The following is a 12,157-nucleotide window of genomic DNA, read 5'->3' as shown; positions in this document are numbered from 1 at the left end:
AGGCTCGGCTCATGCCACGCCGTCATATGATCATGACCGGCGCAGACGGGGCTGCCCTGCGGGCCGCGCTGCGTGAACTGCGGACGAAGCTGGAGGTGCCGGAGGAGTTCCCGGCGCCCGTACTCGCCGAGGCCGAGCGGGCGGTGCAGAGCCCCCTCCTGCCGGACTTCGACGCCACCGACATCCCCTTCTTCACGATCGATCCACCGACCTCGCGCGATCTGGACCAGGCCATGCACCTGGCGAAGCGCGCCTCCGGCGGTTACCGGGTCCACTACGCCATCGCCGACGTCGCCGCCTACGTCACCCCCGGCGGCGCCCTCGACGCCGAGGCCCACCGCCGGGTCACCACCCTCTACTTCCCCGACGAGAAGGTCCCCCTGCACCCGGCCGTGCTCTCGGAGGGCGCCGCCAGCCTGCTCCCCGACCAGACCTGCCCGGCCCTGCTGTGGCGGCTCGACCTGGATGCCGAGGGCCGGGTGGAGGGCACCGATGTCCGCCGTGCGCTCGTGCGCAGCCGGGCCAAACTCGACTACGACGGCGTCCAGAAGGCCATCGACACCGGCACCGCCGAGGAGCCGCTGGCCCTGCTGAAGGACATCGGGCGGCTGCGCGAGGCCTTGGAGGCGGAGCGCGGGGGGATCTCGCTGAACGTGCCCGAGCAGGAGATCGTCGAGCAGGAGGGCTCGTACAGCCTGGCCTACCGGGCTCCGCTCCCGGCCGACGGCTGGAACGCGCAGATCTCCCTGATGACCGGCATGGCCGCCGCCGAGCTGATGCTCGCCGCCGGGGCCGGGATCCTGCGGACCCTGCCGACCGCCCCCGACGGAGCCGTCGGGCGGCTGCGCCGGGCGGCGAAGGCCCTGCGGATCGACTGGCCGCACCACGTCCCGTACGCGGAGCTCGTGCGCGGGCTCGATCCGCACCGGCCGGCCCACGCCGCCTTCCTCCAGGAGTGCACGGCCCTGCTGCGCGGCGCCGGCTACACGGTCTTCACCGGCGGCCGGACCCCGGACCCCGTCCTGCACGCCGCGGTCGCGGCCCCGTACGCCCATTGCACCGCACCGCTGCGCCGGCTCGTCGACCGGTACACGGGCGAGCTGTGCGTGGCGGCCGTCGCCGGGACGGAGCCCCCCGGGTGGGCGCTGGAGGCGCTCGACGCCCTGCCGAAGGAGATGTCGGACGGGACCCGGCTGGCGAACTCGGCGGAGCGGGAGTCCGTGGACCTGGTGGAGGCGGCGCTGCTCAAGGACCGCGTCGGGGAGACCTTCGAGGCCACGGTCATCGACGTCAAGGACCACGAGCCGCTGGTCGGCACGGTCCACCTGGAGGAGCCGGCGGTGATCGGCCGCGTGGAGTCCACCTCGGCGGAGCTGCCGCTGGGCGACCGGATCAGGGTGCGGCTGACGGAGGCCGACCCGGGTCGGGCGAAGGTGCTCTTCGCACCGGTCTAGCCGGGTGCGGCGCCGGCGCCTCCCGGCCCGCCTGCCGGGGCCGGGGCCGCGGCCCCGGCCGGGATCCGCTCCCGGACCGCTCTGGCCATCGAGCCTCGTGACCTGCCATCATCGGCCGACCGCGCGGCATCACCGGCCGCGCAACAGCGGGGGGAGGGCCCGGACATGGGCTCGGTCGAGACCTTCGACGTACGCGCGATGCCTGCCGCCGCCCCGGGCCGCCGGTCGGCGCGCCGCCGCCGGCCGGCCGCCGCACTGCGGCCGCTCATCATCAACTACACGGGGTTCCACACCGAGTTCGCTGCCCCGAGGCGCCGCCTGGAGCTGCCCACCGGCTGCGTGACGCTGGTCTTCAGCTTCTCCGAGGGCCTGTGGGTCTCCCGTACGGAGGACCTCGCCGCGACCCAGCTGCGGCCCGCCGCCCGGGCCATGATCAGCGGCCCGCGCACGGTGCCGGCGGTCGGGGTGCACGCGGGGGTGGTGCACGGGCTGGAGGTGAACATGACCCCGCAGGGCTGCTACCGGCTGTTCGGCATCCCGATGTGGCACTTCGAGGACGCCCACGTGGATCTGGTGGACGTGCTCGGAGCGCAGGGCCGCCACCTCACCGAACGGCTGCGGGCGCTTCCCTCGTGGACGGAGCGCTTCGCCCTGCTGGACCAGTTGTTCTGCGCCCGCCTCGACCGCGGCCCCTCCCCCGCGCCCGAGGTCGACGGAGCCCTCTCCGGGCTCTGGGCGAACACCCGCTCCCTGACCCGGGTGAGCGCCGCGACGGGGTGGAGCGCCCGTACCGTACGGGCCCGGTTCCGCGAGCAGGTGGGCCTGTCGCCCAAGGCCATGGCCCGGGTGTTCCGCTTGCAGCACGCCCTGCGGATGCTGGCGGCGGGAACGGCGGCCGCACAGGTGGCGGCGGCGTGCGGCTACCACGACCAGGCACACCTGAGCCGCGAGGTGAAGGCGATGACGGGACTGCCCCCGTCCCGGTTCGTCCTGCTGCGGGGCGGCCTGGCGCCCGGTTCGGTGCTGGACCGGATGGCGGGCCGGGTCAGCAGCGTGATGCTGTCCGGCTAGGCGGGATCGCGGTCGGGATCGCGGTCCGGGGCGCGCCTCGGATCGCGGTCCGGGGCGCAGCCCGGGGCGCGCCTCGGATCGCACCCCGGGCCGCGGCCGGACCGCGCCGTCCGGCGGCGGCTCCCCCGCTGGATTCCGCCGGACCCCGCCGACGGGCGTCGGCTCCCGTCGACGGGCGGTTCACCCACCCCGGGCTGGGGACCCCCGTACCTCAGCCCGTGAGCGAGCGCGCCGACCCATGGTCCTGCGCTTGGAGCCTGCCGCCGTGACGGCATCGCGACTCCTCCCTCTTCCGCCCCGCCCACCGGCTCCGATACTCAGTCGGCTAGACGCTTTGCGTCGAGCGATCGAGCGCCGAACCATCTAGTGGGCTAGACGGCTGGACGAAGATACGCCGTGGCACGCATGCCCTGTCAAGGTCCTGCGGGGCGCCCCGGGGCCAATATGGCGTGGGTCACATTCCACGGGGTCCGCTAGCTGGGTAGACGCAGTTCATTGCACTGTGTGGTGAAAGCCATCTAGGCAGGTAGATAATGTCGGTGATGATTTAGTACTGGACCATTGAGATCCAGCCGTAGACGGGAGCAGTGACGGTGATGGGTGAGGAGACCCCCACCGACCGGCGGGACACCATGGGTGACCGCCTCGGCTTCTTGATCGAGACGATCCATCCGGCGGGCCGCGGGCCGTACACGTACCAAGAGATCGCCGAGGGCACCAAGAAGCTGTCCGGGCCCTCCGTCTCGCACGGCACGGTCCAGACCATCCGCCTGAACAACAACCCGAACCCGGGCATCGACTCGATCCGCGCGATCGCCAACTTCTTCGGCGTCACCGTCGGGTACCTGGCCGACGGCGAGAACGCCCAGGCGATCGAGCACCGGATCGAGGAGCGGATCGCGCGGCTGCGCGAGGAGATGGGCAAGGCCGCCGCGGCCGACGAGTTCGCCCAGGTCCTGGAGGACGAGCAAGTCAAGGCCGCGGCCTTCCGCCTCAGCGGGCTGTCCGCCGGATCCATGCGGTCCGTCACCGGCCTGATCAAGCAGCTCCGCAAGGCCGAAGGGCTTCCGGATGTGAAGCCCCGGCGCCGGCGCAGCAAGGACGCCTGAGGCGCGAATCAGCCACGCGCCTCGCCCGGTCAGCCATATTCCGGCCACCGATACGTCCTCAGCGAGCCCCTGCTGCGCTTCCGGTTACTCTCAGATCCGATCGGGTGTGCGGACTGTTCGATGACGGGCGGGGAGGGCGACCATGCGCTGGTGGAAGCGCGCCGACGCGGAGTGCGCCGCCGTCGCGGACCGGCTCGTCATCCCCCGGCCGTTCGACCTGGAAGCCTTCTGCGAGGGCATAGCCGCGCAGCGCGGCCGGCCGCTGATCCTGCTGCCCCTCGACGGACCGCCCGACCCGGCGCTGCCCTGCGGGATCTGGCTCGGACTCGATGTCGCCGACCTCGTCTTCTACGACGCCGTCGCGGCCGAGATCCTCAAGGTGCAGATCGTCCTCCACGAGATCTCGCACATGCTGCTCGGCCACGTCGCCCCCGAACTCGACATCCCCGAACAGGCGTCGGAGCGGGAGATCGCCCGGGCCTCCGAACACTTCCAGCGCCTGCTGACCCGTACGCACACGGCCGTCTCCGGACTCGACCGCCCCGAGCTGCCCGTCGCCTCGATCATCCGCACCGAGGCGGCCCGGATCAGGAACGTGGCGCGCAGGACCGAATCGATCGACGAGGAACTCGGCCTCGACATCGACCGCCTGGCGCACCTCATGGGGCGGAGCAAGTTCGCCAGCCCGCAGGAGCGGCAGGCCGAGACCCTGGCCACGCTCATCCACGAGCGGGCCGGCCGCTACAACACGACGCAGTCGACCTCCAGTGACAGTGAGGCCGAGGACCGTCTCGTACGCCTCCATGACGCCCTCGGGCACCCCGTTCGAAACACGTGGTCGTGAAGTGAAGCAGCTCGAAATCGCCATCCTGGCCATGCTCTGGTCGGTGACGCTCTGGCGCGCCCCGTCAGCCGTCCGGTCGGTCAAACAGCGGGCCCTGTGGACGGCGTTCGCCGCCCTGACCGTCTCCATGACGCTCCGTCTCCCCGGCGTGATGCGCACCCTGGACGCCGGGGCGGGGGTCAACAACCTCTCCACCCTCTTCAAGCACTGGCTGGGCATGATCGCGGCCGGCGCGGTCGTCGACTTCGTCGTCGCCATCGCGCGCCCGGAGACCGGCCGCCGGCTGCGGGCCCGGCACTACGCCGCCCTGACCGCGATGACGGCGATGGGGGTGCTCTTCGTCTTCTTCGTCCCGCGGGCCCACGAGATGACCGACTTCTTCGAGGAGACCGCGGGCAACGGCTGGGCCACGGTCTACTACCTCCTGTTCATCGTCTACCTCGGCATCGCCATGGCCACCGCCACCTGGCTCTTCTGGGGCAGCGCCCGGCACGCCAGCGCCCTGTGGCTGCGGACCGGCGTCCGCCTCATGGGCATCGGAACCGCCGTCGGCGTCCTCTACACCCTGCTGCGGGCCGGGTACATCGCGAGCCGCCTCGCGGGCCTCACGGACGGCACCAGCGACATCGCGGTCGACAACGTCACCGACGCCCTGAAGTACCTGGCGATCGGCTTCATCCTCATCGGGAGCAGCATCCCCGCCTTCGGCGTGGCCTGGCGCACCGTCCAGGACGGCCGCCACCACCGCCGGCTCCAGCCGCTCTGGCAGGACCTGACCGCGGTCACCCCCGACATCGTCCTGAAGACCGGACTCCTGCGCAGCCCGCGCCTGCGGCTGTACCGGCGGGTGATCGAGATCCGCGACGCCGCCCTGACCCTGGACGCGTACACCGCCCCCGAGGTCCGCGAGCGCGCGGACCGCGCCGCCCTGGAGGCGGGGTTCGACCCGGCGACGAGCCCGGCGGCCGAGGCCCTGCGGATGCGGGCGGCCCGCGAGGGCAAGGCCCGCGGGGTCCTGCCGCTCCACGGCACCCAGGAGCCGACGGCCACCGTCGGCATCGACGAACTCGACTTCTCCGCCGAAGTACTGCGGCTCATCCAGCTCGCGCGGATCTACCACTCCGCCGTGGCCGACGAATTCCTCACCGCGACCAGCCAGGAGGCCACGGCGTGACCGCCACGCTCACCCAGCCCACCGGGTCCCGATCCGCCCGCCTGATCACCGACGGGCTCGATCCCAAGACCTGGATCATCGCCGACACCCTCCTGATCGGCTGGCACACCGCCGGCCTCGCCGGGATCGGGTGGGGACTCCTGGGCTGCCTGTTCTCCGCCGTCATCCCGCTGGCCTTCATCAAGTACGGCATCCGGCGCGGCCGCTGGGCCGACCGGCACGTCGGCCAGCGCCAACAGCGCATCGTCGTGATGGTGTTCATCATCGGCTCGGTCGCCACCGGCATCCTGCTGATGGCGCTCCTCGGCTCGCCCCGCACGATGATCGCGCTGATCGCGGCCATGCTGGCCACCCTCGCGGCCCTGCTCGCCGTGACCCCCGTCTGGAAGATCAGCGTGCACGCGGCCGTCTCCTCCGGGAGCGTCGCCATGCTCGCCCTGACCTACGGGCCCTGGCTGCTGCTCGCCTACCCGCTGGTCGCCCTCGTCGGCTGGTCCCGGGTCGAGCTGAAGGACCACACCCTCGCCCAGGTCCTCGCGGGCACCGCGGTGGGCGCGGCCGTGGCGGCCACCACCTTCGCGCTGGTGCGCTAGCCGGACCCGGCGGGGCAGCCGTTTCCTCACCGTGCCGTTTCCTCACCGCGCCGTTCTCCCACCGTGCCGATTTCCGGCCGTGCCGTTTTCGACAAGACAGGCGCGCACCGGCTTGTCACGCTCGGCGCACACGGCCGTCACTGCGGCAGCCCGTCACGGGGGTGCGGGCTGCCGCAGTGCGTCGACCAGCGCACGGGGCTCGTCCGCGTGGAAGCGGACGACGCGGGCTTCGGCGCGAGCGCCGAGCGGACGGCGGAAGGCGAGCGGGCGGAGCAGTTCCACGGTGACCGTGGTCTGGCTGCCGACGATCAGGTCGAGCACCCCGTCCTCGGAGAGGGAGACGAGCCGTCCCTCGGGGTAGCGGCGGTCCACCCGGACCGAGGCCACCGCGTCCGGCGGGACGGTCAGGTCGAAGAGGGCTCCGTAGCGGATCCGCAGGGTCCCGTCGGGGCTCACGACGTGCGGCCGGGTGACGCAGGCGGCGTGCAGCCCGAGCATCAGCACCACCCCGTACACGTCGAGGACGAGCACCACGCGGTGGACGGCCGGCCAGGGGATCAGGAAGGCCAGCGCCACCGTCTCGATCAGCGACACGAACACCAGCCCGTACATCATGGCCGTCTGCGGTCCGGTGTACGGGGCTGCGTGGTCCCCGGGCCGCACCCCGTGCGGCGGCCGGCGCAGCACCCACCGGGCCAACGAGGCGGACGCGCGCAGCTCGTGGAGCACGAGGCGGCGTACGGTCACGGGGACCACGGCCCGTACGGCCTCGCGGCGGGCCGTGCGGGGGTCGGCGCCGCGGGCGCGGGCGGCGGCGTACAGGAAGTACAGGACGCCGGCCTCCAGGAGGAGGACCCCGAGCACCATCACCTCGACGACGGCGAGGGCCCAGCCGGGCGGGCGGACCCCGGCGGCCAGGCACACCAGCAGTGCCAGCTCCACGGGGAGCACGGCGGCCACCCCGGTCCGTGCCGCGCGTATCGCGCTCATTCCCGTCCCCTGTCCGTCTGTGTGGCCCGCGTGCCCGTGAAGGCTTCCATCACCCGGCGGACGACCTCCGCCTGCGCCGGGGCGTACTCGGCGAGCAGGGCCTCCAGGAAGCCCGGCGCCGCCTGCGGCCCGCCGCCGCCCGGTCCTGCCACCGCGGCGAACGCCTCGGCCGGCACCGCGGCCACCAGTTCCGCGGCGAGCGGCCCGATCCGGGCGTCGTCCCCGTCCGCGTCGGCGAGCTCGTCGAGCCGCTCGTACAGCGCGAGCACGGCCGGATCGGCGGCGACCGTGCCGAGTACGGCGTAGAGCTCCTCCCCCACGGCGCCCGAGGCGTCGAGCAGGCTCAGGTGCTCGCGGTCGAGCGCGGCGGACGGCGAGGCCGTCGCGGGCGCCTTGGCGAGCAGCTCCGCGAGCGCGGGCGAGACCGGCTCGACCTCCCCGGGCGGGGCCGCGAGCAGGACGGCGAGGCGCCGTCTGCGCTCGGCCAGTTCGGCCTGCTGGCGGGCGAGGTCGGCGTCGAGCTCGGCCAGTACCTCGGCGAGCTCGCGCCCCGCGTCGTCCGCGAGCACGTCGCGCACCTCGTCGAGGCTCAGCCCGAGCTCGGTCAGCCGGCGCACCCGGGCCAGCCGGACGGCGTCGCGCACGCTGTAGGCGCGGTAGCCGTTGGGGCGCCGGTCCGGCTCGGGGAGCAGGCCGACGTGGTGGTAGTGCCGGATCGCCCGGGTGGTGACCCCGACGAGCGCGGCGATCTCTCCGATCCGCATGGGTTCCAGTAGAAACCCTGCCGCTGCGTCAAGGTCAAGCCGTGATGACGCAGCCGGTAGCATGGTCGGCACGACAGACGAGTCGGCCGGGCGGCCGCGTCGGGATCTCCGGATCCCGCCGAGGAACGTCCGGGCTCCACAGGGCAGGGTGGTGGCTAACGGCCACCCGGGGTGACCCGCGGGACAGTGCCACAGAAAACAGACCGCCTGGGGCTTCGGCCCCCGGTAAGGGTGAAACGGTGGTGTAAGAGACCACCAGCGCCTGAGGCGACTCAGGCGGCTAGGTAAACCCCACCCGGAGCAAGGTCAAGAGGGGTCGTCTCCGGACGACCCTGCGCGAACGTTCGAGGGCTGCCCGCCCGAGTTCGCGGGTAGACCGCACGAGGCCGGCGGCAACGCCGGTCCTAGATGGATGGCCGTCTCCCCGGCGACCGCGAGGTCACCGGGCGACAGAACCCGGCGTACAGGCCGGCTCGTCTGTCGGCGAACCGCCCCCGCACACCCGTTCGTTCGGGGCGGGGGCTTCGTCGTACCGGTGCCTGCGCTCAGGCCTCCCAGTGGACCCCGTAGCGGGGCCGGTAGGGCTCGATGACCGTGTCGGGGTCGTGGAGCGCGGCGCGGCAGGCGGCACGGGCCCGTGCGCGGGCGGCGCGCTCCGCGAGGTGGGCGGCCTCGGAGAGGGAACCGGCGAAGGCGCAGCAGTACCTCCAGCTGTCGAAGGCGCGCCGGACCTCCCGCGGCTGCGGGCGCCGGCCCTCCTTCGCCGCGGTGCGGAGCTCGGCGGCGGAGTACCGCAGGCTGCGCAGGTCGACCCGGCGCCAGGGACCGCCGTACGGATGCCAGGCGAGGGCGTCGCGCTGCTCGCGCCGCTGTACGGCGAACCGGGTGCGCGCGGGGGGAATGTGGTGGGCGGTGCGGGACAAGGAGAGCCTCCAGCCGCACCCCAGGGCCTTCCTGGGGGTGCTACCGGAAGCCGGACGGGTAACGCGGCACGGGCGGCTCCCTCCTGCGGTCCTCACGCTGACGTCGCCCTTTCTACCAACCGGCGGCGCCTCACGGCTCGGGGATTACGACGAGACCCCCCGCCCGGTCGGGGCGGGGGGTCTCGTCGTGCGGCCGGGCGCGGTGGCTCAGCGCAGGTGGGACGTGTCGTTCAGGAGGCGGACCGAGGCGTTGCCGTCGGCGTAGTAGGCGACCGCCGAGAGGGAGGCCGCCGAGAGCTCCATGCGGAACAGGGCCTCCGGCGGGGCGCCCAGTGCCAGCCGGACCAGGATCTTGACCGGCGTCACGTGCGAGACCAGCAGGACCGTGCGGCCCGCGTGCTCGGCGAGCAGCCGGTCCCTGGTCGCGGAGATCCGGCGGGTGGCCGAGGCGAAGCTTTCGCCGCCGCCCGTGGGGGCGGCCTTCGGGGAGTCCAGCCACGCCTGGAGGTCCTCGGGGTGGCGCTCGCGCGCCTCCGCGAAGGTCAGCCCCTCCCACGCGCCGAAGTCGACCTCGCGCAGGCCCTCTTCGACGGTGACGGTGAGCCCGAGCCGGTCGGCGACGGCCTGCGCGGTCTCCCGGCAGCGCCGCAGCGGGGAGCTGATCACCGTCTCGATGGTGCCGCGCGCGGCCAGCGACTCCGCGACGGCGGCGGCCTGGCGGCGGCCCGCCTCGGAGAGCTCCGGGTCGCTGCCCCGGCCGCTTCCGGAGAACCGCTTCTGCGGGGTCAGCGCGGTCTCTCCGTGGCGCAGCAGCACGAAGGTGGCCGGGGGCCCCATGTCGGGTCCCCAGCCCTGTCCCGCCGCGGGCGCGGCGCCGGTGATCGTGGGCGCTGCCGTGCCCGGACCGGAAGCAGGGGCCGGCGAGCTCGCCGGGGCCGCCTCGTCGGAAAGGCCCGCCGGAGCCGCCGGGTCGGCGAGGTCCGCCGGGTCGGCGAACAGGGTGTCGGCCCCTGCCTGTGCGGAGCCGGCCCGCGCACCCGCAGCGGCGCTCGCGCGGGTCCGCGTACCAGCGCCGGAGGCGAGGGCCGCGCGGACCGCCGCGGCGCCCGCTGCGGCGTCGCCCACGGGGCCCGCCGGGGGCGGGGTCGCCAGGGTGCGGGCCGCCGAGGCGTCCAGGGCGGCCGAGGAGTTCGCGGGCTCCCACTGCTTGCCGCGCTTGCCCGCGTCCATCGCCTCGTTCGCGAGCCGGTCCGCGTGCTTGTTCTTCTCGCGCGGGATCCACTCGTACGTCACCTGGGCGCGCGGCATGACCTTCGCCGCCTCCGCCGCGAGCGGCTTCATGTCCGGGTGCTTGATCTTCCAGCGGCCCGACATCTGCTCGACGACGAGCTTGGAGTCCATGCGTACGAGGACCACCGCGTCCGGGTCCAGCTCGCGGGCGGCCTTCAGCCCGGCGATGAGGCCCTTGTACTCGGCCACGTTGTTCGTCGCGACGCCGATGTACTCCGCGCGCTCGGCCAGCGTCTCGCCCGTCACCGGGTCGAGGACGACGGAGCCGTACCCGGCGGGCCCCGGGTTGCCCCGGGAGCCGCCGTCGGCTTCCACAACGAACCGCGGCATCAGATGCCCGAGTCGGCCATGCGGACCAGGATGCGGCCGCAGCTCTCGTGCCGGACGACCTGGTCGCGGGCGGCGGCCTTGATCTCGTTGACCTCGGCGAGGTCGAGCTCCAGGCGGCAGCCCTCGCAGCGGCGCTGCGACAGGCGGGCGGCGCCGACGCCGCCCTGCTTCACGCGGATCTTCTCGTAGAGGGCGATCAGCGCGGCCGGCATGGCCGTGACGATGACCTCGCGGTCCTTGGCGATGCCGGCGACCTCGGCGTCGATCTCGCCGGTGGCGGCGTCGCGGCGCGCGGTGGCGTCGACGAGCTTGGTCTCCAGGGAGGCGACCCGGTCGGTGAGCTCGGTGACGCGCTCCTGCGCACCCTCCAGACGCTCCATGACCTCCAGGACCACGTCCTCCAGGTCACCCTGGCGCTTCGCGAGGGAGACGACCTCGCTCTGCAGGTTGGCCAGGTCGCGGGCGGAGATGCCTACGCCGGTGTCCAGACGGGCCTGGTCGCGGGCGGCGCGCTGGCGCACCTGGTCCACGTCCTGCTCGGCCTTGGTCTGCTCGCGGGCGGCGTCGGTGGCCTGCGTCTGGGCGGCGACGAGGAAGTCGCGCTGCTGGGCCAGGTCGCTGGTCAGCGAGTCGACCTCGGCGTGCTCGGGGAGCATCTTGCGCTTGTGGGTCAGCTGAGACAGCCGGACGTCCAGGGCCTGGACGTCGAGAAGTCGGATCTGGTCGGCGGGCTCGGCGTTCAGTTGGGGGCTCCAGGGTGAGAAGGGGATGTCACGGACGGCGCGTGCGCCGTCCACGGGTCTGTGGCCGTGCGCGAGACGTGGGTCCGCAGACCCCAGCCGTTGCGCTCGGAGATGGCGTCGAGCTGGGCCGCGGCCTGCTCGCACCAGGGCCATTCGGTGGCCCAGTGGGCGGCGTCGACGAGGGCGAGCGGGCTCTGCTCGCGGGCCTCGGACACCGGGTGGTGGCGCAGGTCGGCGGTGACGTACGCGTCGACACCGGCGGCCCGGACCTGCGCGAAGAGGCTGTCGCCGGAGCCGCCGCTGACGGCGACGGTGCGGATCATCGCGTCGGGGTCGCCGGCCACCCGGATGCCCTGCGCGGTCGGCTGGAGCCAGGCGGCGACGCGCGCCGTGAACTCGCGCAGCGTCTCGGGGCGGTCCAGCTCGCAGAGCCGGCCCAGGCCCCGGCGGCCCTGGGGGTCGGTCGGGTCGGGCACCAGCGGGCCGGTGACGCGCAGGTCGAGGGCGCCGGCGAGGGCGTCGGAGACGCCCGGGTCGGCGGTGTCGGCGTTGGTGTGGGCGACGTGCAGCGCGATGTCGTTCTTGATCAGCGTGTGCACGGCCCGGCCCTTGAAGGTGCCGGCGGAAACGGTGGTGGTGCCCCGCAGGTAGAGGGGGTGGTGGGTGACGAGCAGGTCGGCACCCAGCTTCACCGCTTCGTCGACGATCTCCTGGACGGGGTCGACGGCGAACAGGACCCGGGAGACCTCGGCGTCGGGGTCGCCGCAGACGGTGCCGACGGCGTCCCACTCCTCGGCCCGCGAGGGGGGCCACAGAGCGTCCAGCGCGGCGATGACTTCAGAGAGACGGGGCACAGGCCAAGGCTACCGTCC

12 protein-coding genes and 1 other RNA gene are annotated in these 12,157 nt (G+C 73.6%); 7 read left to right on the top strand and 6 right to left on the bottom strand.

The features are described 5' to 3' along the window. Nucleotides 1-11: 11 nt before the first annotated feature. The 6 genes from OG276_RS26820 (at nt 12) to OG276_RS26795 (ending at nt 6,245) form a co-directional block, all read left to right on the top strand. On the top strand, nt 12-1,454 hold the full coding sequence (locus OG276_RS26820; RefSeq protein ID WP_266909260.1) for an RNB domain-containing ribonuclease: 1,443 nt from the start codon (nt 12-14) through the stop codon (nt 1,452-1,454). A gap of 165 nt (nt 1,455-1,619) precedes the next feature. Then, nucleotides 1,620-2,525 (top strand): AraC family transcriptional regulator, encoded by a 906-nt coding sequence (locus OG276_RS26815; protein ID WP_266909259.1) that lies wholly within the window; start codon nt 1,620-1,622, stop codon nt 2,523-2,525. Between the two features lie 596 nt (nt 2,526-3,121). Beyond that, nucleotides 3,122-3,634 carry an XRE family transcriptional regulator gene (locus tag OG276_RS26810; protein ID WP_266909258.1) on the top strand — a complete coding sequence of 171 codons (513 nt, stop codon included), beginning with the start codon at nt 3,122-3,124 and terminating at the stop codon, nt 3,632-3,634. Between the two features lie 142 nt (nt 3,635-3,776). After that, nucleotides 3,777-4,478, top strand: a complete 702-nt coding sequence (locus OG276_RS26805) for a hypothetical protein (protein ID WP_266909257.1) — start codon at nt 3,777-3,779, stop codon at nt 4,476-4,478. A 1-nt stretch (nt 4,479) separates the two neighbouring features. Then, nucleotides 4,480-5,652: an MAB_1171c family putative transporter gene (locus OG276_RS26800; RefSeq protein WP_266909256.1), complete on the top strand. Its 1,173-nt coding sequence runs from the start codon at nt 4,480-4,482 to the stop codon at nt 5,650-5,652. Beyond that, complete coding sequence (locus OG276_RS26795) at nt 5,649-6,245, top strand: hypothetical protein (RefSeq protein WP_266909255.1); 597 nt, start codon at nt 5,649-5,651, stop codon at nt 6,243-6,245. Before OG276_RS26800 ends, OG276_RS26795 begins: the two co-directional genes overlap by 4 nt. A gap of 153 nt (nt 6,246-6,398) precedes the next feature. Here the strand turns inward: OG276_RS26795 and OG276_RS26790 are convergent, their stop codons facing one another. Then, the gene (locus OG276_RS26790; protein ID WP_266909254.1) at nt 6,399-7,235 is read right to left on the bottom strand and encodes a hypothetical protein; all 837 of its coding nucleotides are present in this window, start codon (nt 7,233-7,235) and stop codon (nt 6,399-6,401) included. After that, nucleotides 7,232-7,999: a MerR family transcriptional regulator gene (locus OG276_RS26785; protein WP_266909253.1), complete on the bottom strand. Its 768-nt coding sequence runs from the start codon at nt 7,997-7,999 to the stop codon at nt 7,232-7,234. Before OG276_RS26785 ends, OG276_RS26790 begins: the two co-directional genes overlap by 4 nt. Before the next feature lie 78 nt (nt 8,000-8,077). On the opposite strand from OG276_RS26785, the gene rnpB reads away from it, so the two are divergent. After that, nucleotides 8,078-8,479: RNase P RNA component class A (rnpB, locus tag OG276_RS26780), an RNA gene on the top strand. A gap of 65 nt (nt 8,480-8,544) precedes the next feature. Here the strand turns inward: rnpB and OG276_RS26775 are convergent. From OG276_RS26775 to OG276_RS26760, 4 genes are all read right to left on the bottom strand, one after another. After that, a complete protein-coding gene (locus OG276_RS26775) occupies nt 8,545-8,922 on the bottom strand; it encodes a hypothetical protein (RefSeq protein ID WP_266909252.1) in 378 nt (125 codons plus the stop codon). Between the two features lie 207 nt (nt 8,923-9,129). Beyond that, nucleotides 9,130-10,542 carry a bifunctional RNase H/acid phosphatase gene (locus tag OG276_RS26770; RefSeq protein ID WP_266909251.1) on the bottom strand — a complete coding sequence of 471 codons (1,413 nt, stop codon included), beginning with the start codon at nt 10,540-10,542 and terminating at the stop codon, nt 9,130-9,132. Continuing rightward, complete coding sequence (locus OG276_RS26765; protein WP_266913125.1) at nt 10,542-11,285, bottom strand: zinc ribbon domain-containing protein; 744 nt, start codon at nt 11,283-11,285, stop codon at nt 10,542-10,544. Before OG276_RS26765 ends, OG276_RS26770 begins: the two co-directional genes overlap by 1 nt. Continuing rightward, nucleotides 11,282-12,139 carry a Nif3-like dinuclear metal center hexameric protein gene (locus OG276_RS26760; RefSeq protein ID WP_266909250.1) on the bottom strand — a complete coding sequence of 286 codons (858 nt, stop codon included), beginning with the start codon at nt 12,137-12,139 and terminating at the stop codon, nt 11,282-11,284. The genes OG276_RS26765 and OG276_RS26760 overlap by 4 nt, the downstream gene beginning before the upstream one ends. Nucleotides 12,140-12,157 lie beyond the last annotated feature (18 nt).

The sequence above is a fragment of the Streptomyces sp. NBC_00086 genome, from assembly GCF_026343255.1.
GTDB lineage: Bacteria > Actinomycetota > Actinomycetes > Streptomycetales > Streptomycetaceae > Streptomyces.
Note: the sequence above shows the minus strand (reverse complement) of the source record. Positions and strands in the feature narration are given on the sequence as shown.